At 72.6% G+C, this 22,955-nt stretch carries 19 protein-coding genes; 9 read left to right on the plus strand and 10 right to left on the minus strand.

The window, feature by feature from the left end; translation table 11 throughout:
- Positions 1-9: 9 nt before the first annotated feature.
- Genes metH through EIZ62_RS03950 form a run of 6 tightly spaced genes read right to left on the minus strand, consistent with a single transcriptional unit; the run spans position 10 to position 10,111 of the window.
- The gene (gene metH / locus EIZ62_RS03925) at positions 10-3,465 is read right to left on the minus strand and encodes a methionine synthase (protein WP_156691318.1); all 3,456 of its coding nucleotides are present in this window, start codon (positions 3,463-3,465) and stop codon (positions 10-12) included.
- On the minus strand, positions 3,462-4,448 hold the full coding sequence (locus EIZ62_RS03930; protein ID WP_156691319.1) for a carbohydrate kinase family protein: 987 nt from the start codon (positions 4,446-4,448) through the stop codon (positions 3,462-3,464). The genes metH and EIZ62_RS03930 overlap by 4 nt, the downstream gene beginning before the upstream one ends.
- A 1-nt stretch (position 4,449) precedes the next feature.
- Positions 4,450-5,673, minus strand: a complete 1,224-nt coding sequence (gene metK / locus EIZ62_RS03935) for a methionine adenosyltransferase (protein WP_156691320.1) — start codon at positions 5,671-5,673, stop codon at positions 4,450-4,452.
- Between the two features lie 30 nt (positions 5,674-5,703).
- The gene (gene ahcY, locus EIZ62_RS03940) at positions 5,704-7,107 is read right to left on the minus strand and encodes an adenosylhomocysteinase (RefSeq protein ID WP_156691321.1); all 1,404 of its coding nucleotides are present in this window, start codon (positions 7,105-7,107) and stop codon (positions 5,704-5,706) included.
- Positions 7,104-8,603, minus strand: coding sequence for an alpha/beta hydrolase (locus EIZ62_RS03945; protein ID WP_244375440.1), 1,500 nt, complete (start codon positions 8,601-8,603; stop codon positions 7,104-7,106). Before EIZ62_RS03945 ends, ahcY begins: the two co-directional genes overlap by 4 nt.
- Positions 8,604-8,623: 20 nt before the next feature.
- Positions 8,624-10,111: an MFS transporter gene (locus EIZ62_RS03950; RefSeq protein ID WP_167536330.1), complete on the minus strand. Its 1,488-nt coding sequence runs from the start codon at positions 10,109-10,111 to the stop codon at positions 8,624-8,626.
- A 205-nt stretch (positions 10,112-10,316) separates the two neighbouring features.
- On the opposite strand from EIZ62_RS03950, the gene EIZ62_RS03955 reads away from it, so the two are divergent.
- The 7 genes from EIZ62_RS03955 (at position 10,317) to EIZ62_RS03985 (ending at position 16,024) form a co-directional block, all read left to right on the plus strand.
- Positions 10,317-10,640: a 2Fe-2S iron-sulfur cluster-binding protein gene (locus EIZ62_RS03955; RefSeq protein ID WP_156691323.1), complete on the plus strand. Its 324-nt coding sequence runs from the start codon at positions 10,317-10,319 to the stop codon at positions 10,638-10,640.
- Positions 10,640-11,884, plus strand: coding sequence for an NAD(P)/FAD-dependent oxidoreductase (locus tag EIZ62_RS03960; RefSeq protein WP_156691324.1), 1,245 nt, complete (start codon positions 10,640-10,642; stop codon positions 11,882-11,884). Before EIZ62_RS03955 ends, EIZ62_RS03960 begins: the two co-directional genes overlap by 1 nt.
- Positions 11,885-12,025: 141 nt before the next feature.
- The gene (locus EIZ62_RS03965) at positions 12,026-12,532 is read left to right on the plus strand and encodes a hypothetical protein (protein ID WP_156691325.1); all 507 of its coding nucleotides are present in this window, start codon (positions 12,026-12,028) and stop codon (positions 12,530-12,532) included.
- A 128-nt stretch (positions 12,533-12,660) separates the two neighbouring features.
- Positions 12,661-13,674 carry an MDR family NADP-dependent oxidoreductase gene (locus EIZ62_RS03970; protein ID WP_156691326.1) on the plus strand — a complete coding sequence of 338 codons (1,014 nt, stop codon included), beginning with the start codon at positions 12,661-12,663 and terminating at the stop codon, positions 13,672-13,674.
- A gap of 133 nt (positions 13,675-13,807) precedes the next feature.
- A complete protein-coding gene (locus EIZ62_RS03975; protein WP_244375442.1) occupies positions 13,808-14,554 on the plus strand; it encodes a class I SAM-dependent methyltransferase in 747 nt (248 codons plus the stop codon).
- A gap of 49 nt (positions 14,555-14,603) precedes the next feature.
- Entirely contained in the window at positions 14,604-15,209 is a 606-nt protein-coding gene (locus EIZ62_RS03980) for a dTDP-4-dehydrorhamnose 3,5-epimerase family protein (RefSeq protein ID WP_156691327.1), read from the plus strand.
- Positions 15,206-16,024, plus strand: a complete 819-nt coding sequence (locus EIZ62_RS03985; RefSeq protein ID WP_156691328.1) for an SDR family NAD(P)-dependent oxidoreductase — start codon at positions 15,206-15,208, stop codon at positions 16,022-16,024. Before EIZ62_RS03980 ends, EIZ62_RS03985 begins: the two co-directional genes overlap by 4 nt.
- Before the next feature lie 195 nt (positions 16,025-16,219).
- Here EIZ62_RS03985 and EIZ62_RS03990 read toward each other — a convergent pair whose 3' ends face one another.
- Positions 16,220-17,371 (minus strand): nucleotide disphospho-sugar-binding domain-containing protein, encoded by a 1,152-nt coding sequence (locus EIZ62_RS03990; RefSeq protein WP_156691329.1) that lies wholly within the window; start codon positions 17,369-17,371, stop codon positions 16,220-16,222.
- Between the two features lie 164 nt (positions 17,372-17,535).
- On the opposite strand from EIZ62_RS03990, the gene EIZ62_RS03995 reads away from it, so the two are divergent.
- Positions 17,536-18,429 carry an NHL repeat-containing protein gene (locus tag EIZ62_RS03995; RefSeq protein WP_156691330.1) on the plus strand — a complete coding sequence of 298 codons (894 nt, stop codon included), beginning with the start codon at positions 17,536-17,538 and terminating at the stop codon, positions 18,427-18,429.
- 30 nt (positions 18,430-18,459) lie between these two features.
- Here EIZ62_RS03995 and EIZ62_RS04000 read toward each other — a convergent pair whose 3' ends face one another.
- The gene (locus EIZ62_RS04000; RefSeq protein ID WP_156691331.1) at positions 18,460-19,566 is read right to left on the minus strand and encodes a winged helix DNA-binding domain-containing protein; all 1,107 of its coding nucleotides are present in this window, start codon (positions 19,564-19,566) and stop codon (positions 18,460-18,462) included.
- 62 nt (positions 19,567-19,628) lie between these two features.
- Here EIZ62_RS04000 and EIZ62_RS04005 point away from each other — a divergent pair, with 62 nt between their 5' ends.
- Positions 19,629-20,021 (plus strand): hypothetical protein, encoded by a 393-nt coding sequence (locus EIZ62_RS04005; RefSeq protein ID WP_156691332.1) that lies wholly within the window; start codon positions 19,629-19,631, stop codon positions 20,019-20,021.
- Positions 20,022-20,096: 75 nt separating this feature from the next.
- Here EIZ62_RS04005 and EIZ62_RS04010 read toward each other — a convergent pair whose 3' ends face one another.
- Positions 20,097-21,263 (minus strand): winged helix DNA-binding domain-containing protein, encoded by a 1,167-nt coding sequence (locus EIZ62_RS04010; RefSeq protein WP_156691333.1) that lies wholly within the window; start codon positions 21,261-21,263, stop codon positions 20,097-20,099.
- A complete protein-coding gene (locus EIZ62_RS04015) occupies positions 21,263-22,954 on the minus strand; it encodes an MFS transporter (protein WP_156696191.1) in 1,692 nt (563 codons plus the stop codon). Before EIZ62_RS04015 ends, EIZ62_RS04010 begins: the two co-directional genes overlap by 1 nt.
- Position 22,955: the final 1 nt, after the last annotated feature.

The raw sequence follows: 22,955 nt of genomic DNA on the forward strand, positions 1-22,955 counted from the left end.
GGCGGCGGGTCAGCGGGCGTTGTAGTAGCTCGCTTCGGGGTGGTGGACGACGATGGCGTCGGTGGACTGCTCGGGGTGGAGCTGGAACTCCTCGGAGAGGTGGACGCCGATCCGCTCCGGCCGGAGCAGGTCGGCGATCTTGGCCCGGTCCTCCAGGTCGGGGCAGGCGGGGTAGCCGAGGGAGTACCGGCAGCCCTGGTACTCGGTGCGGAGCATCCCGTCGAGCGTCGACGGATCGGTCCCGGCGATGCCGAGTTCGGCGCGCACGCGCGCGTGCCAGTACTCGGCGAGGGCCTCGGCCAGCTGGACGGACAGGCCGTGCAGTTCGAGGTAGTCGCGGTAGGAGTCGGCGGCGAACAGCTCCGCGGTGGCCTCGCCGATGCGCGAGCCGACGGTGACGACCTGGAGGGCGACGACGTCCGTCTCGCCGGACTCCTCGGGGCGGAAGAAGTCGGCGAGGCAGAGGCGGCGGCCGCGGCGCTGGCGGGGGAAGGTGAAGCGGGCGCGCTCGGAGCCGCGTTCGTCCAGGACGATCAGGTCGTCGCCCTTGGAGACGCACGGGAAGTAGCCGTGGACGACCGCCGCTTCGAGCAACTGCTCGGTGTGGAGCCGTTCCAGCCAGCCGCGCAGCCGTGGCCGGCCCTCGGTCTCGATGGTGTCCTGGCCCTTGAGGCCCCACTGGCCCTTGAACAGGGCGCCCTCGTCCAGCCAGGACGCGTACTCCTTGAGCTGGATGCCCTTGACGACCCGGGTGCCCCAGAACGGCGGCTGGGGTACGGGGTTGTCGGTGGCCACGTCGGAACGGACGGCGCCGGCTTCCGGGCGCTCCTCGACGTGCGCGGTTTCGCGTACCGGCACCCTGCGCTTCTTGAGTTCGGGCAGGGTGGCGCCGGGGACGCCGCGCTTGACCGCGATGAGCGCGTCCATCAGGCGCAGCCCCTCGAACGCGTCCCGGGCGTAGCGGACTTCGCCCTGGTAGATCTCGTGCAGGTCCTGCTCGACATACGCCCGGGTCAGCGCGGCGCCGCCGAGGATGACCGGGAAGCGGGAGGCGAGACCTCGGGCATTGAGTTCTTCGAGGTTCTCCTTCATGATCACGGTGGATTTGACGAGGAGGCCGGACATGCCGATGACGTCGGCCTTGTGTTCGTCCGCGGCATCCAGGATGGCCGAAACCGGCTGCTTGATACCGAGGTTGACCACGTTGTAGCCATTGTTGGACAGGATGATGTCGACGAGGTTCTTGCCGATGTCATGGACGTCACCACGGACCGTGGCCAGCACGATGGTGCCCTTGCCGTCGTCGTCCGTCTTCTCCATGTGCGGCTCCAGATGTGCCACCGCCGTCTTCATCACCTCGGCCGACTGCAGCACGAACGGCAACTGCATCTGACCCGAGCCGAACAACTCACCAACGACCTTCATCCCCTCCAACAGGGTGTCGTTGACGATGTCGAGGGCGGGGCGGGTGGTGAGGGCCTCGTCGAGGTCGGCCTCCAGACCGTTCTTCTCCCCGTCGATGATCCGCCGCTGAAGCCGCTCCTCCAACGGCAAAGCCGCCAGCTCCTCGGCCTTGCCCGCCTTCAGCGACTTGGTGTTGACCCCCTCGAACAACTCCATCAGCTTCTGCAGCGGGTCATAACCCTCCGCGCGCCGGTCGTAGATCAGGTCCAGCGCGGTGGTGACCTGCTCCTCGTCGAACCGGGCGATGGGGAGGATCTTGCTGGCATGCACGATCGCCGAATCCAGACCCGCCTTCACACACTCGTCCAGGAACACCGAGTTCAGCAGAATCCGCGCCGCGGGGTTCAGGCCGAAGCTGATGTTGGACAGGCCCAGCGTGGTCTGCACCTCGGGATGACGCCGCTTCAGCTCCCGGATCGCCTCGATCGTGGCGATCCCGTCCTTGCGCGACTCCTCCTGACCCGTGCAGATCGTGAACGTGAGCGTGTCGATGAGGATGTCCGACTCATGGATGCCCCAGTTCTCCGTGAGGTCGGTGATCAGCCTTTCGGCGATCGCGACCTTCGTCTCCACCGTCCGCGCCTGACCCTCCTCATCAATGGTCAGCGCGATCAGCGCGGCACCGTGCTCCCGGGCCAGCGCGGTGACCTTCGCGAACCGTGACTCGGGGCCGTCGCCGTCTTCATAGTTGACGGAGTTGATCACCGCTCGGCCGCCGAGCTTCTCCAGCCCCGCCCGGATCACCTCGACCTCGGTGGAGTCCAGCACGATCGGCAGCGTGGAGGCGGTCGCGAACCGGCCGGCCAGCTCCTCCATGTCCGCCACACCGTCCCGGCCGACATAGTCCACACACAGGTCCAGCATGTGGGCGCCCTCGCGGATCTGGTCCCGGGCCATCTCCACACAGTCGTCCCAGCGGCCCTCCAGCATCGCCTCACGGAACTTCTTCGAACCATTCGCGTTCGTCCGCTCACCGATCGCCATATACGCGGTGTCCTGCCGGAACGGCACCGTCTGATACAACGACGCCGCCCCCGGCTCCGGACGCGGATCACGAGGTGCCGGAACCAGCCCCCGCACCCGCTCCGCCACCTGACGCAAATGCTCCGGCGTCGTACCGCAGCACCCACCCACCAGCGACAACCCGTACTCCCGGACGAAGTTCTCCTGCGCGTCCGCCAGCTCGCCGGCCGACAGCGGATAATGCGCCCCGTCCTTGCCCAGCACCGGCAGACCCGCATTCGGCATACACGACAACGGCACCCGAGAATGCCGCGCCAAGTACCGCAGGTGCTCGCTCATCTCCGCCGGACCCGTGGCACAGTTCAGCCCGATCATGTCGATGCCCAACGGCTCCAACGCCGTCAGCGCCGCCCCGATCTCCGAACCCAGCAACATCGTCCCCGTCGTCTCCACCGTGACGGAGACGATCAGCGGCAGGTCCTCACCCAGGGCCTGGAGCGCCCGCCGGGCGCCCAGCACCGCGGCCTTGGTCTGGAGAAGGTCCTGCGTCGTCTCCACCAGCAGCGCGTCGGCACCCCCGGTCACCAGCCCTTCCGCGTTCCGCTGGTAGGCGTCGCGCAACGCGTCGTAGGGGGCGTGGCCGAGCGTGGGCAACTTGGTGCCGGGCCCCATGGAACCGAGCACCCAGCGCTGCCGGCCGTCCCCGGCGGTGAACCGGTCGGCGGTCTCACGGGCGATCCGCGCCCCCGCCTCCGACAGTTCGAAGACGCGTTCCGGGATGTCGTACTCCCCGAGGGCCGCGAGGTTCGCGCCGAAGGTGTTGGTCTCCACGCAGTCGACGCCTACGGCGAAGTACGCCTCGTGGACCGACCGGACGATGTCCGGCCGCGTCACGTTCAGGACCTCGTTGCAGCCTTCCAGCTGCTGGAAGTCCTCCAGGGTGGGGTCCTGGTCCTGGAGCATCGTGCCCATGGCTCCGTCGGCCACGACCACGCGGGAGGCGAGCGCCTCGCGGAGAGCCGTCGACCGGGCGCTCATCGTGGGGCCTCCCCGAGCCAGGGGGTGAACTCGGCGGCGGCCTCGCGGCCGTAGGCGGCCGTGATGTCGGCGAAGAGGGCCGCGGGGTCCACCTCGTACTCCTGGGGGCCGACGGCCGCGAGGACGGTGGTGGCCAGGGCGCAGCCCAGGCGCGCGGCCGACTCGGCGGGCAGGCCGCGGCCGGTCGCCGCCAGGAACCCGGCCCGGAAGGCGTCGCCGACGCCGGTCGGGTCGGCCGTCGACCGGGCGGGGACGGCGGGCAGCACGACGGGCGCGTCGCCGTCCCGTTCGATCCGGGCGCCGTCGGCGCCCAGGGTGGTGACCCAGGCGCCGACCTTGCGCAGGACGTCCGCCCTTTCCCAGCCGGTGCGTTCGAGGAGCAGCGCCGCCTCGTACTCGTTGGTGAAGAGCCAGGTTGCCCCCTCCACGAGGTGGGCGATCTGGGGGCCGGTGAGGGTGGCGAGCTGCTGTGAGGGGTCGGAGGCGAACGGGATGCCCAGGGCGCGGCACTCGGTGGTGTGCCGGAGCATGGCCTCGGGGTCGTTGGGTGCGACGAGGACGAGGTCGAGTCCACCGGCGTACTCGGCGACGTGCCCGATGCTGATGTCACGGGCCTCGCTCATCGCGCCGGCGTAGAAGGCCGCGATCTGGTTCATGTCCCGGTCGGTCACGCACGAGAAGCGTGCCGTCTGCCGGGTCGCGGAGACGTGGACGGCGTCGGTGTCGACGCCGTGCTCCTTGAGCCAGACGCGGTACTCGGCGAAGTCGTCGCCGACGGCGCCGACGAGGACCGGGTCGAGCCCGAACCCCCCGAGTCCGTAGGCGATGTTGGCCGCGACCCCGCCGCGCCGGACGTCGAGGCCGCCGACGAGGAAGGACAGGGAGATCTTGTCCAGGCTGTCGGCGAGGAGCTGGTCGGTGAAGCTGCCGGGGAAGGCCATCAGGTGGTCGGTCGCGATGGATCCGGTGACGGCGATACGCATGTCAGATTCCCGCCGCCGCGCGGAGGGCCTCGACGCGGTCGGTGCGCTCCCAGGTGAAGTCGGGGAGCTCACGGCCGAAGTGGCCGTACGCGGCGGTCTGCGAGTAGATCGGCCGCAGCAGGTCGAGGTCGCGGATGATCGCGGCCGGGCGGAGGTCGAAGACCTCGCCGATGGCGTTCTCGATCTTCTCGGCGTCGATCTTGGCGGTGCCGAAGGTCTCGACGAAAAGCCCGACCGGCTCGGCCTTGCCGATGGCGTAGGCGACCTGGACCTCGCAGCGCGAGGCGAGCCCGGCCGCGACGACGTTCTTGGCGACCCAGCGCATCGCGTAGGCGGCCGAGCGGTCCACCTTGGACGGGTCCTTGCCCGAGAAGGCACCGCCGCCGTGGCGGGCCATGCCGCCGTACGTGTCGATGATGATCTTGCGACCGGTCAGGCCGGCGTCACCCATCGGGCCGCCGATCTCGAACCGCCCGGTCGGGTTGACCAGCAGCCGGTAGCCCTCGGTGTCGAGCTTGATGCCCTCGTCGGCGAGCTGGCGCAGCACGTGCTCGACGACGTACTCGCGCACGTCGGGCGCGAGCAGCGACTCGAGGTCGATGTCGGAGGCGTGCTGCGAGGAGACGACGACCGTGTCGAGGCGGACGGCCTTGTCACCGTCGTACTCGATGGTGACCTGGGTCTTGCCGTCGGGGCGCAGGTACGGGACGGTGCCGTCCTTGCGGACCTCCGTGAGGCGCCTGGACAGCCGGTGCGCGAGGTGGATCGGCAGCGGCATCAGCTCGGGCGTCTCGTCCGACGCGTAGCCGAACATCAGGCCCTGGTCGCCGGCGCCCTGCTTGTCGAGCTCGTCGCCGTCGTGCCCCGCGGCGGCGCCCTCGACGCGCTTCTCGTAGGCGGTGTCGACGCCCTGCGCGATGTCCGGGGACTGGGCGCCGATCGAGACCGAGACGCCGCAGGATTCGCCGTCGAAGCCCTTGGCGGAGGAGTCGTAGCCGATCTCCAGGATCTTCTCGCGGACGAGGGACGCGATCGGCGCGTACGCCCGGGTCGTCACCTCACCGGCGATGTGGACCTGACCGGTGGTGATCAGGGTCTCGACGGCCACGCGGGAGGTGGGGTCCTCCCGGAGCAGCGCGTCGAGGATGGTGTCGCTGATCTGGTCGGCGATCTTGTCGGGATGCCCCTCGGTGACGGACTCCGAGGTGAACAGGCGGCGGGACATGCGCACTCCAAGGGGGTAGCGGGTTCCGGGTCAGTAGCGGTAGTGGTCGGGCTTGTAGGGCCCTTCGACCTCGACGCCGATGTAGGCGGCCTGCTCGGGGCGGAGCGTCGTCAGCTTCACACCGAGCGCGTCCAGGTGCAGGCGGGCGACCTTCTCGTCCAGGTGCTTGGGCAGCACGTAGACGTCGGTCGGGTACTCCTCGGGCTTGGTGAACAGCTCGATCTGGGCCAGCGTCTGGTCCGCGAAGCTGTTCGACATCACGAACGAGGGGTGACCGGTGGCGTTGCCCAGGTTGAGCAGCCGGCCCTCCGACAGCACGATGATCGTCTTGCCGTCGGGGAAGGTCCACGTGTGGACCTGCGGCTTGACCTCGTCCTTGACGATGCCCGGGATCCTGGCCAGACCGGCCATGTCGATCTCGTTGTCGAAGTGACCGATGTTCCCCACGATCGCCTGGTGCTTCATCCTGGCCATGTCCGCGGCCATGATGATGTCCTTGTTACCGGTCGTGGTGATGAACAGGTCGGCCTGGCCGATCACCTCGTCCAGGGTCGTGACCTGGTAGCCGTCCATCGCCGCCTGCAGCGCGCAGATCGGGTCGATCTCGGTGACGATCACACGGGCACCCTGGCCGCGCAGCGACTCCGCACAGCCCTTGCCGACATCGCCGTACCCGCACACGACCGCGACCTTGCCACCGATCAGGACATCCGTGGCCCGGTTGATGCCATCGACCAGCGAGTGTCGGCAGCCGTACTTGTTGTCGAACTTCGACTTCGTCACCGCGTCGTTCACGTTGATCGCCGGGAACAGCAGCGTGCCGTCCCGGTGCATCTCGTACAGACGGTGCACACCCGTCGTGGTCTCCTCCGTCACACCACGGATCTCCGAGGCGAGACGGGTCCAGTCGAGGGGGCTGTTCTCCAGCAGGGCGCGGATCATGCGGAGTTCCTCGTTGTCCGGCGCCGGCAGCGCGCCCGACTTCTGGTACTCGACGCCCTTGTGGACGAGGAGGGTGGCGTCACCACCGTCGTCCAGGATCATGTTGGGCCCCGCCTGCCCGGGCCACGTCAGGGCCTGCTCGGTGCACCACCAGTACTCCTCGGCGGTCTCGCCCTTCCAGGCGAAGACGGGGATGCCCGCGGCGGCGATGGCCGCGGCGGCGTGGTCCTGGGTGGAGAAGATGTTGCAGGAGGCCCAGCGGACCTGGGCGCCGAGGGCGACCAGCGTCTCGATCAGGACGGCGGTCTGCACGGTCATGTGCAGGGAGCCGGTGATGCGGGCGCCGGCGAGCGGCTGGGTCTCGGCGTACTCCTTGCGGATCGCCATCAGGCCCGGCATCTCGTGCTCGGCGAGGGTGATCTCCTTGCGGCCGAACGCGGCCAGGGAGAGATCGGCGACCTTGAAGTCCTGACGGTCGGCGACAGTCGTCATGCGGAGGTGCTCCTCTGTACGTTGCGGGAATCGGAGTCGGCCGGGACGTCCGGCCTGGGGGTGGTTCCGGGGACGCTGACCCGCGGCGGCGGCAGTACGCCGTCGACGAGGTAGGCGTTGACGAGGTCGTCCACGTGCGGGTTGCCGAGGAGGGCGTAGACCTCGTGGTCGCCCGAGTCCTCGACGGTGATCAGGTGGTGCGCGAGGCGCTCCGCCATGGCGACGCCTCCGGCGTAGTGGTCCATGGGGTCGCCGTCGGCCTGGACGATCAGGCCCACCGGGTAGCCGTCGCGGGCGGGGGCGACCGGTTCCTCGGGTGCGGTGAAGGTGCGGAAGGCGCCGACCCACGGCTGGGCGCGCAGCACCCCGTACCCGTAGGGGAACCGCTCGCGGAACTCCCGCATGTCCCGGTAGTAGACCTCCGGGTCGCTGGGCCACTCGTGTTCCAGGGTCACCGCTTCGAGCACGGCCGTGCGCAGCTCGCCCTCGTTGTCACTCGGCCGCCAGGTGCCCTGTTCGGACAGCAGGGTGCGGGCCGTCGTGGTGTCGTCGGCGGCGGTGGCGTCCCGGACTCCGCCGACCAGGTCGGCCAGTTCGGCCCACCGGGCCCGGTCCGCGGCGCGGTTGCCGACGGCTCCGTCGAGGAGGGTGCGCAGGTGGCTGCCGTCGTCGAGCTTCTCCAGCCGGGCGACGACGTCCTCGACGGTGGCGAGGACCTGACCGGGCGCCCGGCCGAGCCCGAAGCGGTCGTGGCGGTCGGCGGTCCAGCGCGCCCACTGGTCGACGTTCCGCTGCACCGCGTCGCCCTGCCAGAGGAACTGCTCGCGCCACGTCCAGTCCGGGTGGACGCAGGAGTCGAGGACGCTGCGGTCCAGCCGGTCCGGGAACATCGTGCCGTACACGGCGCCGACGTACGCGCCGTAGGCGTAGCCCACGAAGCTGATCCGCTCCTCGCCGAGCACGGCGCGGATCAGGTCCATGTCCCGGGCGGTGTTGCGGGTGCTGATGTGGGGGCGCAGGGTGCCGCCCGCCCGTTCGCAGGCCAGTTCCCGCAGCCGCATGTCCTCGGTGAGCGCGGCGAACGCGGAGTCCGGGGGGCGGGAGTCGAAGGGCGCCGTGGGCAGGGTGACTTCGGCGTGCAGGGGTGTGGAGGCCCCGGTGCCGCGGGGGTCGAAGCCGATCAGGTCGTACGCCTCGTGCACGGGTGTGCCGGTGTACGCGGCCGCGAGGCCCCTTCCCCTGCCCCAGTCGCCGCCGGGACCGCCGTTGACGGAGAGCAGGATGCCGCGCCGGCGGGCCGGGTCGGTCGCCCGGTGGCGGCTGAGGGCGAGCGTGAGGCGCGCCCCGCCGGGGTGGGCGTAGTCGGCAGGGACCTCGATGGTCGTGTGCTCGACCGTGGTGCCGTCGCCGGTCGTGGTCGTCGTCCAGACCGGCCGCTGGGCGCGGAACTCGCTCAGCGGGTCGGTCGGTGTGGTCGCGGACCGAGTGGTTGCCACCGCAGAACCTCCAGTTCGTTTCAGGCGGCCAGCGTCTCCGTGTCGCCTCGAGAGGCTCTGGACCCCTTCCGGACCGGCCGGGAGGCGGGTACGGCGAGTGCGGCGAGCAGTCCGGCCAGGGCGAACAGCGCCGCGCAGAACAGGGCCAGGCCGTAGCCGGATGCCAGCGCCTGGGGCGTGGTCAGCCCGCGGGCCACCTCCGACTCGGCCCGTGCGGCGGACAGGGTCGCCAGGGTGACGAGCCCGATGGCGCTGCCGAGCTGGCGGGTGGTGTTCAGCAGCCCGGACGCGAGCCCGGCCTGGCGAGGCGGCAGGCCCGAGGTGGCGGCGTTGGTGGTGGCGTTGAGGACGGCGCCCATGCCGAAGCCGAGCAGCAGGGCGGGGCCGAGGACGTCGGCCGTGTAGCCGGAGTGCTCGTCGACCCCGGACAGCCACATCAGGCCGGCGACCGACAGGGCGAGCCCGCCGATGAGGACGGGCCGCGGGCCGGTCCGCGGCACGAAGGACGACACCCCGAAGCCGCCGAAGGCGATGCCCAGCGACAGGGGCAGGTAGCTGAGACCGGTGTGCAGGGGGCTGTAGCCCAGGACCTGCTGGAGGACCAGGGTGAAGAAGTAGAAGGTGCTGAACAGCGCGGCGATGCTGAAGAACGCCACCAGGTTGGCGGTGGTCACCGCGCGGTTGCGGAAGATGGCCGGCGGCACCAGCGGTGAGGTGGCGAACCTGGCCTGGATCAGGACGAAGAGCGCCAGCAGGATCGCTCCGGCGGCCAGGCCCGCGATGACGCGGGGCGCGTGCCAGCCGTAGGTGTGCGACTCCGCGATGCCGTACGCCAGTGCCATCAGCCCGCCGGTGACGGTGAGGGCGCCGGGTACGTCCAGGCCCCGGCGTCCCTCCGGGCGCCCGGGCGTCTCGGGGACCACCCAGCGCACGAGCGCCATGAGTAGCAGGCCGATGGGGACGTTCACCAGCAGGATCCAGCGCCAGGAGAGCCATTCGGTGATCAGCCCGCCGGCGAGGACGCCCACCGCGCCCGCGGCGCCCGAGATCACGCTCCACATGCCGAAGGCCCTGGCCCGCGCGCCGGGCGCGGTGAAGGTCGTCCCGAGCACGGTGAGGGTCGCCGGGGCCATCACGGCGGCGCCCAGCCCCTGGAAGGCGCGGGCGAGGACGAGGGTCGAGGGGTCGTCGGCCATCCCGCCGACGCTGCTGGCGAGGGTGAACAGGGCGACCCCGGCCAGGAAGACGCGGCGCTGTCCGAAGAGGTCGGCGAGCCGCCCGCCCAGCAGCAGGAAGCCGCAGACGGTGATGGTGTAGGCGTTGTTCACCCAGCTCAGACCGGTGGGTGCGAAGCCCAGTTCGGCGCCGATCACCGGCAGGGCGACGTTCACGACGGAGGCGTCCAGCACGTTCATGAACTGGCCCAGGCAGCAGGCGGTGAGGATCAGCCGGAGGCGTCCGGCCGCCTTGGCGGGGGTGTCGGGCGTACGCAGGGTCTTAAGCGTCATGCCGGGACGCTGGCCCCGGGGCATCGACGCCCGGTAGCGGCCGGGTCGAGCCGGGGCCCGGGCGGGATCGCGTCGTCGCGCGGGCGGGAGGCGTTTCGAGGGTCGCTCCAGCCGACCCCCAGTCCGCGTTGCCACAGTCGCGGGCGCAGGGGCGTTCCGGGCGTACCGGGCGTACAGCCGGACGGTTTTCTACGAGGAGGGCGCCATGGCCAAGATCAGGTATACGCATCCGGACGGCAGTGAGACCGTGGTCGACGTTCCGGAACCGAACAGCGTCATGCGCGGCGCGAAGCTCAACAACGTGCCCGGCATCGAGGCGCAGTGCGGCGGTTCCGCCCAGTGCGGCACCTGCCACGTGTACATAGACGAGGCCAATACGCTGCCGCTGCCGCCGATGGACGAGGTCGAGGACGACGTGCTGTACGGCACGGCCAGTCCGCGGCGTGAGACGAGCCGGCTGAGCTGCCAGTTGCCCGTGTCCGACGCGATCGACGGGCTGGTCGTGCACCTGCCGGAGGTCCAGAGCTGATGACCGGGCAGCGGGTGGTCGTCGTGGGTGCCGGTCAGGCCGGTTCGGACGCGGCGGCCGCGCTTCGCGAGCGCGGCTTCACCGGTGAGGTCACGCTGGTCGGTGAGGAGGGGGCGGTCCCGTACCAGCGCCCTCCGCTGTCCAAGGCGTACCTCGCGGGCCGGATGGACGCCGCCGGACTGGATCTGCGCCCGGAGGAGTTCTACTCCGCGCACGGCATCGAGCGGGTGCGCCAGGACCGGGTGACGCGGATCGACCGGGACGCCGGAGCCGTCGTCCTGGCGTCCGGGCGGACCCTTCCCTACGACCGGCTGGTGCTGGCCACCGGGGCCCGGCCGCGGTCGTTGCCGGTGCCGGGGGCCGGGCTCACCGGTGTGCGGGTCCTGCGGAGCCTGGCCGACGCCGACGCGCTGCGCCGCGCGCTGGCCGGGGCGCGTCATCTGGCCGTCATCGGCGGCGGGTTCATCGGTCTGGAGCTCGCGGCGACGGCGAGCGGGCTGGGCGTGCGGACGGCGGTCGTCGAGGCCGGCACCCGGGTCATGGGGCGGACGGTGGGCCCGGAGGTCTCGGCGCGGCTGGCCGCCGAGCACGAGGCGCACGGCGTGGAGCTGTTCCTCGGGCGTGAGGTGACCGCGCTGGCGGGCGACCGGGACGGGCACGTCCGGGTGGTCGAGCTGAACGACGGACGGCGCATCCCCGCCGATGTGGTCGTCGTGGGCATCGGTGTGCTGCCGGAGGTGGAGCTGGCGGCGGACGCGGGGCTGGAGGTGGGCGGCGGGATCGTCGTCGACGCACGGCTGCGCACCAGCGACCGGGCCGTGTACGCCATCGGGGACTGCGCCCGGTTCCCCAGTCCGCACGCGGCGGGCCGGCTGCGGCTGGAGTCCGTGCAGAACGCCTCCGACCAGGCCCGGCACGTGGCGGCCGAGCTGTGCGGCGCGTCGGCGCCGTACACGGCGGTGCCGTGGTTCTGGACGGACCAGTACGACCTGCGGGTGCAGATCGCGGGCGTGGTCCGGGCGCACGACCACCGGGTGACGGTGGGGGACCCGGCGGGGCGGTTCTCCGTGCTGTGCTTCCGCGACGGCCTGCTGGTGGGCACCGAGTCGGTGAACCGCCCGGCCGACCACATGATCACTCGCCGGCTGCTGGCCTCGGACGGCCCCCGGCCCACCCCGGACGAGGCGGCGCGGCCCGGGTTCGACCTCAAGACCTGGCGGGCGCCCTCCCCCGTCACCGCCTGACCGCCCGCCGGGCGGGACGAGTTCCCGCTACCACTTCCCGTAACGCCTTCCCGTCACCCCTTCCCGTCGAATTCCCCGCGGAAAGCAGAAAAGGACGACATGATGCAACGATTCCCGCGCCGTAGAACGACAGTACTGGCCGTGGCCGCCGTCGCCCTGGCGACGATTCCGCTCGCCGCCACCACCGCCCACGGCCGGACCACGACGCCGGCCGGCGCGGATTCGGCGACGACCGGCGCGAAATCCACCCCGGTGTCCGGCGCGAAATGGCGTGATTTCCTGCCCCTGGGAGTCTGGGAGGCGGAGGTGGAAACGCCCGGAGGTACGCACACGCTTTCGCTTTCGTTCGACCACCGGGGCAAGGCGTGCCTGAAGGGCGGTGGCGGCGCCACCGGGACCGGGCACTGGTATCCCACGGGCTGGAAGACGTTCTCGTACCGCATCACCGAGCGTTTCCCCTCCCCGGACGGCACCCCGCAGGGGCACGCGGAGATCAGCGACGACGCCACCCAGAGCGGCGGCACGTACCACGCCAAGGGGACCTCGAAGATATTCGACGCGGCGGGGAACCATGTCGCCACGTTCGAGGGCGAGGCCGATTTCGTCCGGGTGTCGACGACCGATCCCGGCCGGATCTGCCGGAATTGAACACCCCCGGCCCGCGATTTTCGGCCGTCCACTCCGGAGGCCGCCGTTCCAGGGGGAATCGAGGGCCGCTCTAGCCGAACACCCCTACGCTGGTTCCGCGTTCATCGCTGGAACTGAGGAGAGACCCTGTGACCACCCCCCGAATTCCCTCCACCGCGCAGGAAGTGCACCTCGCCGCACGGCCGGACGGTGACATCACGCTCGACCACTTCGCCGTGGTGGAGACGGAGGTGCGCCGTCCCGGTTCCGGAGAGGTGCTGGTGCGCAACGAGTACATGGCACTCGCGTACGCGATGAGCTTCATGCTGAGCCTGGAGCCCGACCCGGACCTGCCGTTCCCCACCTTCGAGGTGGGCGAGCCGCTGTGGTTCCCGGCGGTCGGCACCGTCGTCGCGTCGGAGAGCCCGGACCTGGCCGTGGGTGACGTGGTGTCCCACAACCTCGGCTGGCGCGAGTACGCCGTCGCGGCGGCCGAGGAGTTCACCAAGCTGGACGCCGGCTCGCTGCCCGACGTCAAGCACTTCCTGGCCCAGCAGGGCCCCACGGCGTTCTGGGGGGTGAAGAGCGCCGACATCCGCGAGGGTGACACGGTGTTCGTCTCCGGCGCCGCGGGCGGTGTGGGCTCGCTGGCCGGCCAGATCGCGAAGTGCCTCGGCGCCAAGCGCGTCATCGGCAGCGCGGGCAGCGACGAGAAGGTCGAGTACGTGGTGAAGGAGCTCGGCTTCGACGCCGCGTTCAACTACAAGGAGGGGTCGCTCGGCGACCGCCTCGCCGAGCTGGCCCCCGACGGCGTCGACGTGTACTTCGACACCGTCGGCGGCGACCAGTTCGAGGCCGCGATGCAGAACGCCGCGCACGGCGCCCGCTTCGTCCTGTGCGGTGCGCTGTCCGGCAAGAACCCGACCCTGGACCTGGACCCGGCCGTCGGCCGGGACGTGGTCATCAAGGGCTTCAGCACCCCGTACACGCCGGACGCCATCGCGGACTGGCAGCGGCAGTTCGGCGAGTGGCTGCGCGAGGGCCGCATCGTCTTCCCGCACAGCGTCGTCGAGGGCGGCCCGGAGCAGGCGCCGAAGGCGTTCCTCGGGCTGCTGGGCGGCGAGTACAAGGGCCAGGTGCTCGTCAGGCTGGCCCGGGACTGACCGGGAATCCCCCAGCGGCCGGGCCGGGTCCGGCCCCGGTTCCCCGGGCGGGCGGCAGCCCCCCGGGACCGGGACCGGGGCCCCGACCGGGCCCGGCCGCTCCACGACGGCCGATCGGCCAAGGAGGCGTCACGTGAACACGGCAGAGGTCCTGGACCTGTACGACAGGGCCGACATCTACGAGGCGATCTACCGCGGGCGCGGCAAGGACTACGCGGCCGAGTCGGCCGTCACCGTCCGGGCCGTCCTCGACCGGAAGCCCGACGCGACATCCCTGCTGGACGTCGCCTGCGGCACCGGATCCCATCTGCGGTACTTCTCCGAGCGGTTCGCCCACGTCGAGGGCGTCGACCTGTCGGACGACATGGTGCGTACCGCACGGACCAAGGTGCCCGGCGTCCCGATCCACCAGGGCGACATGCGCGACCTCCGGCTGGAACGTTCCTTCTCCGCCGTCACCTGCATGTTCAGCTCCGTGGGCTACCTGGCGACGACCGCGGAGCTGGACGCGGCGCTGCGCTCCTTCGCCCGGCACCTGACGCCCGGCGGAGTGGCCGTCGTCGAGCCGTGGTGGTCCCCCGACACCTTCCTGCCGGGCTACGTGGCCGGGAACGTGGTCGAGGTCGACGGGCGGACGATCTCCCGCGTCTCGCACACCGTGCGCCACGACGAGCACTGTGTGAGCCGGATGGAGGTGCACTACGTGGTCGCCGAACCGGAGCACGGCATCCAGCACTTCACCGACACGCACGTGATGACGCTGTTCACCCGCGAGCAGTACGAGCACGCGTTCCGCGCCGCCGGGCTGTCCGTGGAGTTCGTGCCGTACGACCAGGCCGGCCCCGGGCTGTTCGTCGGCGTGCTCGGCGCGGACCGATGAGCGCACCGCTGGGCGGGGCGGCGGGCGGGCTCCCCCGCGGGGGCCGGTCGTGAAGGCGCGGGAGCTGGCGGTCGAGGGCGCGTTCGCCTTCACCCCCGAGGTGTTCCACGACGACCGGGGCATGTTCCTGTCGCCCCACCAGGAGGAGGCGTTCACCCAGGCCCTGGGGCGCCCGCTGTTCCCGGTGGCGCAGTGCAGCTACAGCGTCTCGCGGCGCGGCGTCGTCCGGGGCGTCCACTACACCGCGACACCGCCCGGCATGGCCAAGTACGCGTACTGCACCCGCGGCGCGGCGCTGGACGTGGTGGTCGACACCCGGGTCGGCTCGCCCACCTTCGGCACCTGGGACTCGGTGGTCCTCGACACGCGGGAGTGCCAGGCGGTGCTGCTCCCGACGGGCGTCGGGCACCTGTTCGTCGCCCTGGAGGACGACACCGCCGTCTCGTACCTGCTGTCGACCGCCTACGCCGCCGAGCGCGAGCACGCGCTCTCCCCCCTCGACCCGGCACTGGGCCTGCCGATCCCGGACGACATCACCCCGGTGCTGTCGGAGCGGGACCGGGCGGCCCCCACCCTCGCCGAGGCAGAGCGCGCCGGGCTCCTCCCCCGCTACGCGGACTGCCGCGCGCTCGACCTGTCCGGTGCGCGCCCATGACCGGGCACGGCACGAACGGGTCGGCGCGGCCGCACGGGGCGGACGGGACGGGCGGGGCGTCGCGGTTCCGCGGGGCGGGCGTGGTGGTCACCGGGGCGGGCCGTGGCATCGGCGCCGCGCTGTGCCGCCGCTTCGCCGCCGAGGGCGCCCGGGTCGTCGTCAACGACCGGCACGAGGACCGGGCACGGGCGCTGGCGGCCGAGATCGGCGGGCTGGCCCTGCCGGGCGACGCCGCCGGCGCGCTGGTCCCGGCCGCCCGCGACCTGCTCGGCGGGCCCGTGGACGTCTACTGCGCCAACGCCGGGGTCGCCACGGCGGGCGGCCCGGACGTACCGGACGACGGCTGGTCCTCGGCGCTGGACGTCAACCTCATGGCGCACGTACGGGCCGCGCGGGACCTGCTGCCGGACTGGCTGGAACGCGGGAGCGGCCGGTTCGTATCGGTGGTGTCCGCCGCCGGGCTCCTGACGATGGTGGGGTCGGCCCCGTACGCGGTGTCCAAGCACGCGGCGCTCGCGTTCGCCGAGTGGCTGTCGGTCACCTACCGGCACCGCGGGGTGGCCGTGCACGCCGTCTGCCCGCGCGGGGTGCGCACCGCGATGCACGCGACGGCCGGCTCCTCCGGCGGGCTCACCCTCACGTCCGCGCCCATCGGCCCGGAGGAGGTGGCGCAGGCCCTGTTCGACGGCATGGCGGAGGACCGGTTCCTGGTCCTGCCCCATCCGGAGGTGGCGGACCACGCGCAGGCCCGCCTCGCCGACCACGAGGGCTGGCTCCGCGAGATCAACGGTTACCAGCGGGCGCGCGAGTCCTGAGCCGCCGTCACGGCGGCAGCAGGGTACGGCGACACCGCCGGACCGACGCCGACACGGCCCGGCTTCGGCACGGGCCCGACGGCTGCCGGCACGCACCGACGACCCACACGACCCGACGACGACCACGGCTCGACGACGACGGCACGGCGAAGGGGCCGGGGCGGCACATCGCCCCGGCCCCTCACCGTGTTCCGCTCAGGCGCCGGCGAGCGCTTCGATCACCGCGACGACGTCGGTGGCGGGCGGCATGGCCGCGATCTCGTCGCGGACCTTCCCCGCCCGCTCCCGGTATCCGCTGTCCCGCAGCAGTGCCGTGGTGCTCTCCACCACCGCGTCCAGGTCGAGTTCCTCGCTCACCGCCTGCCGTCCCACACCCAGCTCCGCCAGCCGGCGACCGCTGTCGAACTGCTCGGCCGTGATGAGGTAGCGGACCTGCAGCTGCGGCAGCCCGGCCCGCAGCGCCGCCATCGTCAGTCCCCCGCCGCCGTGGTGCACCACCACGTCGCAGCCCGGCAGCACCGAGCCGAGCGGCATCCACCCGGCGCCGACGACCTGCGGCGGCAGCGGCCCGAGCTGCTCCAGGTACTGGTCGTCGACGGCCGCGACGATGTCCACGTCCAGCGACGCCAGGGCGGCCACCAGGCGGCCCAGCAGCGGCGCGCCGCCGATCGCGGGCCACACGGTGCCCATGCTCAGCAGCAGCCGGGGCCGCTCCGGCTCCCGCAGCACCCACTCGGGCAGGGTGCCCGGGGCGTCGTACGGCGCGTACCGCAGCGGCTGGACGGTGGCCGCCTCCTCCGCCCGCAGGCTCGGGGGGCACACGTCCAGCGTCAGGTCGGCCTGCGGCAGGCCCGCGAGCCCGGCGCGCTCCAGCTCGGGCGCCAGCTCCTCGGCGCCCCACTTGTCCATGACGGGCCGGTGGCGGTAGCCGAGCCCGATGCTGTGCTCGACCCACGGCACCCCGTGCTCGCGGGCGACCAGGCCCGCCCCGTAGGCGTGCACGTCGCTCAGGACCAGGTCGGGGCGCCAGCGCCGGACGACGTCCGACAGGCCGTCATGGGTGCGGGCGGCGAGCCGGGCGAAGCCCCGGCCCATGTGCTCCAGGACGCCGGCCTCGTCGTCCGGCGGGACCAGCCGCTGCCCGGCCCGGTCCGTGATCATGGCCTCGCTGGTGTGGTACGGGCCGGGGACGGCGACGAACGGCAGTCCCGAGCCGCTCACCAGGGGGCCCAGGCCCTCGGTGCCGGCGACCAGGACGTCGTGCCCGGCGGCGCGCAGGGCCCAGGCCATGGGCACGACGGGGAAGTACAGCCCGTGCGACGGGCCGGTGTTCACCAGAATTCTCATGCCGGGAGGGTAGGGAGCGCGGGTCGAAGCGGGCTCGAACCGGCCGGGGCGGAGCGCTGCGGCGGCTCTCGAGGCCACGTCGAGCGGTTCTGCGGACGATGGGCGGACGACGGGAACCGGCCACCGCACGAGGGGCGGCGGCGTACGCGAGGAGGAGCGGACCCATGACCGACACGAGGAGTGCGGGCGCGCACGGAGGGGCGGCGCCGGGTCCGGTGCTCACGGCACTGCGGCTGCCCGACGGTTTCCAGCCGGAGTCGGTGACGATCGGCGCGGAGCCGGTCGCCTGGTTCGGTTCGCTGGCCGACGGTTCGCTGCACCGGCTGGACCTGGTCACGGGCGTGGGGCGGACGCTGGGTCCGGGACCCGGTACGCCGGCGGCGGGCGTGCGGGTCGACGGTCGCGGGCGGGTCTTCGTCGCGGGCGCTTTCGCCGGTGACGCCCGGGTCGTGGACGGGGAGACCGGCGAGATCCTCGCCGACTACCGGCTGGCGGCGGACGGCCCCACGCTGGTCGCGGACGTGGTGCTCACTCCGGACGGGGCGTGGTTCACCGACGCGCTCGCCCCGGTGCTGTACCACCTGCCGCTGGGCCCGGACGGCGCCCTGCCCGGTCCCGGTGACGTCCGCCGGGTGCCGCTCACCGGTGACCTGGTGTACACCGAGGGGCTCAACGTGATGGGCGCCGAACGCACCCCGGACGGCACCGCACTGCTGATCGTGCAGGCCAACGAGGGCGTCCTGTTCCGTGTCGACCCGCGGACGGGCACGACGACGCGCGTCGGCCTCGGGGGCGAGACGCTGCGCGCCGACGGCCTCGCGCTGTCCGGGACGAGGCTGTACGGGGCCGTCGGCATCGAGCACCACCTCGCCGAGGTCCGGCTCGACGCGGCCGGCACCCGGGGCGAGGTGGTCCGGCGCGTGAAGGACGAGCGGTTCGACGCCCCCTCGGCGGTGGCCGTGTTCGGTGACCGGCTGTACGTCCCCAACTCGCGGATCAACATGACCGTTCCGACGCCGGCCACCCCGTACGAGGTCCTCGTCCTGCCCGTCCCGTGAGCGGTGCGCCCGTGGCCGGCCCGGCGCGGGTCAGACGAAGGTGACGGCCGGTTCGCCGGCCGCCGCCGGACGCCTGCCCCGCTTGGCGGGGGCCGCCCGGACGAAGTCGAGCACCCGCCAGGCCTCCTGTTCCACCTCGGCGGCCTGCGGACCGGTCAGGGGGCGGTGGGGCTCGATGTGGAGCGTGGTCTCCTTCAGCGCCCAGACGCCGTGGACGACCCCGTCGACCAGGAACACCGGCCTGACCTCGCTGCCGGTGATGACCCGCGCGCGGTCCTCGTCGCCGATGACCCGGGTCCGGTCGGCGTGGCCGAGGACGAGGTTGTCGTAGGCAGGCAGGAACCGCACCGGGACGGGCAGGTCGGGGTCGGCGAGCGGTGCGTCGGGGAGGTCGAGGAGTTCCTTGCCGTCGGGGCCGCGGTGGACGCGCAGCCGGGAGCGCATCGCGTCGAGCGGTTCGCGCAGCCGGGTGAGGCCGGACCACGCCTGGAGGTCGGCGACGCTCGCGGGCCCGAACGCCGCCAGATAGCGCAGGACCATGGTGTCGAGCCGGGCGTCGGTGCTCATGGGACGGCCGAGCCAGGCGTCGGCGAGGGTCAGCGGCGTCGCGCCGCGCTGTCCCCACGTCCCGCTGGGCGGCGGGTGGATGTGCGCCACCAGCGACTGCACCACATAGGCCAGGGCGGTGGTGTCCCGGCCCGGGAAGCGCTCGGCGAGCAGCCGGCCCAACTGGGGCCGGGTCAGCGGCTCGCCGGCCAGCAGCTCCCGCCCGGCGGCGCGCAGCTCGTCCTCGGGGATGCCCGCCACGGCGCGCCCGAAGGCGCCCTGCCTGGTCCGTCCGAGCACCGGTTCCAGCAGGGGCCACAGCCAGGGGAAGTCGTCCGCGGTGACCAGGTGCTGAGTGTTGCGGAGCAGCTTGGCCCGTACCAGGGAGCGGTCGTGCACCAGGGAGGTCAGGTCGTCGTGCCCGAAGTCCGTGATCCTCGTCCACAGTCCGATGTACGGCGCGTCGGGCTCCTGTGCCTGGAGGGCCACCAGGTGACCGGTCACGTCGAGGGGTGCGCGGGTGGTGCGTTCGGTGAGGAACTGGCGCTGGAGGAGCGTTCTGTTGAGCGTGCGCTGAGAGATCACGGCCATGGGCTCATTGTCCCCGGCGGGACTCGACCGGTGCTCGAGCCGGGAGGCGCAGCATTTCGGCCATGACTGCCGATGCCGATGCCGTTCTCGATGTCGACGGAGACTTCTTGGCCGGGGCCTGGACGGCCCGGGTCGCCCGGCCGAGCGGCACGTCCAGCAGCGTCCTCCACTTCACGGTGGACGGCCGGGTGTTCCTGGCGTCGGGGGGCGCGGGCACCTGGTGGCCGACCGGCGCGCGGGCGTTCTCCTTCCGGGTCGCCGAGCCGGTCTTCGACGCGCGCGGCGACTGTGCCGGCTGGGTCGACGTCGAGCAGCGGGCCGTGCTGACCGGCGACGGCGGCGGGTTCAGGGGTGAGGGCACGTCGGTGGTGTACGGCGCCGACGGCGCGCGGCTGCGGGTCTCCCGGGTGGAGATCTCGGCGCGCCCGCTGCGCCCCGGCGTACCGCCGCCGTGAGCCGGCCGTGGCCGGAAAAGGCCCCGCCCGGCCGCGAGCGGGCGGCCGGGCGGGGCGTGTGTGGGGGGTGGTCGGTCAGGCGTGGGCGCCCACGGTGACCGTGCCGATGGTGAGTTCGGGCCGGCCTTCGAGGATGTGGCCCACCCGTTCGACCTGTTCGTCCAGTTCCCGCAGCTGCCCGGGGGTGAGCGGGTTCAGCGGCTCGACGGTGAGGAGGATCTTCTGTCCCGAGCGCCGCTGGTGCCAGACTCCGGCGACCTCGCCGTCGACGATCAGGACGGGGAAGTTGCCCGCCTGGCCTCCGGAGAGGGCCCGCTGCGCCGCCCGGCCGGGGAAGAGCGCCTCCCGGGGGTGGCAGCCGACGGTGAACGCGTCGAAGTACGGCAGCAGCCGCACCCCGCTCGGCGGCGCGCCCGGCATCGCGGTGTCGCCGGCGACCAGCCAGGCCCGTTGTCCCAGGAAGTCCACGGGTTCGACGCGGCCCTGGGACTCCAGGGACGCGAACAGTTCCGTGGCCCAGGGGCGGGGCGTCGCCGTCCACTGGGCGAACTGCTGGGCGGTCGCGGGCCCGTAGGACCGCAGGTACGCCTCGACGAGCGCGGTGAGCGCGGCCGTCCCGCCGAGGGGGCGGAAGCCGGGCACCAGGCGGTGCGGGTTGGTGTAGGTGACCTTGCGTCCGCGCTGGGGGCCGAAGCACAGGGCGCCGCGGTTGGCGGCCACGTCCATGGCCTGCCGCCAGCGGGGCCACATGCCGCCGAAGGCGGGGACGACGAGGTCGCCGGCCCAGGCCCCGGCCCGGTCGGTCACCGCCTCGCCCAGCTCCTCCACGGTCAGCTCGCCCTCAAGGAGCGCGTCGCCGACGGCCTCGACGACCTGGTCGGTCTGCTCCGGGGTGAGGCGGACGCCGGGCGCGTGCAGGTTGCGCACGCCCGGCAGCGCGGACAGGGCGCCCGTCCACATCGCCAGGTCACGGGCGGGCAGCAGATGGACGGTGCCGCGTGGCCCGTACGTCTTGACGAGGGTGCGGGCGGTCCACAGCGCCTCCCGGACGCCCGCCCGGGTGGTGCCCTTCAGCCGCAGGGCGACGGACAGTTCGGCGGCGGACATGAGCTGGGCGTGGGCTCCGCACATGGCCGCGACGGCGTCGGCGGGGCCGGCGTCCTTCGCGGGGGCGGCGAGCCCGTGCCGTTCGAGGCGCCGGGCCGCCGCCCGCGGCCACTCCACCGTGGGTACGTTCGTCATCACACCGTTTCCGCGCGCGTGGTCTTCCCTGCCGGTTCCGCGACAGCAGTGTCCACCGCGGCGGCGCTCTCGGCCACCTCCGCGGGGGCCGTCCCGGGACCGTCGCCGTCCTCGCCCGTCTTCCCGGTGGGCTCCCCGGCGGTCTCCGCCTCCTCGGCGCTGCGGGGCGTCACCTGCCGCAGCAGGCCCGCGACCAGGGCCGCCGCGACGAAGACGAGCACCGCGGCGATGACGGTGTTGACGTGCAGGCCCTGGGTGAAGGCCTGGCGCGCGGCGGCAAGGAGCTCCGGTCCGGCCGTGCCGGGCAGCGCGGCGGCCGCCTCCAGGGCGCCGCCGAGCGTGTCCCGGGCCGCCTCCGCGGACTCGGCGGGCACCCCGGCGGGCAGGGTGTCCTGGAGCGTGCCGCGGTAGACGGCGGTGCCGACGCTGCCGAGGACGGCCACGCCGATGGCCATGCCGAACTCCTGGTTGGTCTCGGAGATCGCCGAGGCGGCGCCCGCCCGCTCCGGCGGGGCGGCACCGACGATCATGTCGACGCCCATGATGGTCATGGGGCCGACGCCGATGGACAGGACGACGGACCCAGTCACCAGCAGCCACAGGTCGTCCGTGCCGTCGAGGCCGAGGAAGAGCAGGAACCCGACCGCGCCCACGACGAGTCCGCCCGCCATGACGTAGGCGGGGCGGACGCGCTGCACCAGCCCCGGCGTCAGCGCGGCGACCACGACCATGGCGCCGGCCTGGGGCAGTGTCCACAGCCCCGCCTGGAAGGGGGTGAGCCCCAGCACCATCTGCATGTACTGGGAGAGGAAGAAGAAGACCCCGGACATCGCGAACAGGGTGAGTGTCAGCGTTCCCAGTGAGGCGCTGAAGGCGCGGTCGGAGAAGAGCTTCAGGTCCAGCATGGGGTCGGTGAGGCGGCGCTGCCTGCGGGCGAACACCACGCCGAGGGCGACGCCCAGGAGCAGGGCGACGAACGGGATCGCTCCGGCGCCGTCCTTGGCGATCTCCTTGACCCCGTAGACGAACGAGATGGTGGCGACGATCGACAGCGCGGCGCTGACCAGGTCGAGCCGGCCGGGGGCCGGGTCGCGGTGCTCGGGGAGCAGGGCGGGTCCGACCGCGAGCAGCAGCACCATCGGGGGGACGGCGAGCAGGAAGACCGCTCCCCACCACCAGCGTTCGAGGACGGCGCCGCCGACGAGCGGGCCGAGGGTCATGCCGAGGGTGAAGCTGGTCATCCACACGGCGATGGCCGCCGTGCGCTGCGCCGGGTCCGGGAACATGCTGCGGATCAGGGCGAGCGTCGAGGGCATGAGGGTCGCCCCGGCGACGCCGAGCAGGGCGCGGGTGGCGATGAGCATCCCGGCGGAGTCGGACCACGCGGCGAGCATCGAGGCGACGCCGAACGCCGCGGCGCCGATCAGCAGCAGGCGCCGGCGTCCGATGCGGTCGCCGATGGTCCCCATGGTGATCAGGCAGCCCGCGACGAGGAACCCGTACACGTCGAGGATCCACAGCAGTTGGGAGCTGTCGGGCGCGAGGTCGGCGCTGAGCTGGGGGACCGCGAGGTAGAGGACAGTCATGTCCATGGCGATGAGCATGGCGGGGAGGGCGAGGACGGCCAGTCCTAACCACTCCCGCCGGCCTGCCTTGCGGGGGGCGTCCGCGGGGGCGGCCGCTGATGTCATG

The organism is Streptomyces ficellus (genome assembly GCF_009739905.1).
GTDB classification, from domain to species: Bacteria; Actinomycetota; Actinomycetes; order Streptomycetales; family Streptomycetaceae; genus Streptomyces; species Streptomyces ficellus_A.

Bases quoted from the DNA above. Each gene is read 5' to 3' on its own strand.
- EIZ62_RS03950 (WP_167536330.1), bottom strand. From the start codon at position 10,111: ATGACGCTTAAGACCCTGCGTACGCCCGACACCCCCGCCAAGGCGGCC.
- EIZ62_RS04015 (WP_156696191.1), bottom strand. From the start codon at position 22,954: ATGACATCAGCGGCCGCCCCCGCGGACGCCCCCCGCAAGGCAGGCCGG.
- EIZ62_RS04000 (WP_156691331.1), bottom strand. From the start codon at position 19,566: ATGGCCGTGATCTCTCAGCGCACGCTCAACAGAACGCTCCTCCAGCGC.
- metK (WP_156691320.1), bottom strand. From the start codon at position 5,673: ATGTCCCGCCGCCTGTTCACCTCGGAGTCCGTCACCGAGGGGCATCCC.
- EIZ62_RS03960 (WP_156691324.1), top strand. From the start codon at position 10,640: ATGACCGGGCAGCGGGTGGTCGTCGTGGGTGCCGGTCAGGCCGGTTCG.
- EIZ62_RS03995 (WP_156691330.1), top strand. From the start codon at position 17,536: ATGACCGACACGAGGAGTGCGGGCGCGCACGGAGGGGCGGCGCCGGGT.
- EIZ62_RS03955 (WP_156691323.1), top strand. From the start codon at position 10,317: ATGGCCAAGATCAGGTATACGCATCCGGACGGCAGTGAGACCGTGGTC.
- metH (WP_156691318.1), bottom strand. From the start codon at position 3,465: ATGAGCGCCCGGTCGACGGCTCTCCGCGAGGCGCTCGCCTCCCGCGTG.
- EIZ62_RS04005 (WP_156691332.1), top strand. From the start codon at position 19,629: ATGACTGCCGATGCCGATGCCGTTCTCGATGTCGACGGAGACTTCTTG.
- EIZ62_RS03985 (WP_156691328.1), top strand. From the start codon at position 15,206: ATGACCGGGCACGGCACGAACGGGTCGGCGCGGCCGCACGGGGCGGAC.
- EIZ62_RS03990 (WP_156691329.1), bottom strand. From the start codon at position 17,371: ATGAGAATTCTGGTGAACACCGGCCCGTCGCACGGGCTGTACTTCCCC.
- ahcY (WP_156691321.1), bottom strand. From the start codon at position 7,107: ATGACGACTGTCGCCGACCGTCAGGACTTCAAGGTCGCCGATCTCTCC.
- EIZ62_RS04010 (WP_156691333.1), bottom strand. From the start codon at position 21,263: ATGACGAACGTACCCACGGTGGAGTGGCCGCGGGCGGCGGCCCGGCGC.
- EIZ62_RS03930 (WP_156691319.1), bottom strand. From the start codon at position 4,448: ATGCGTATCGCCGTCACCGGATCCATCGCGACCGACCACCTGATGGCC.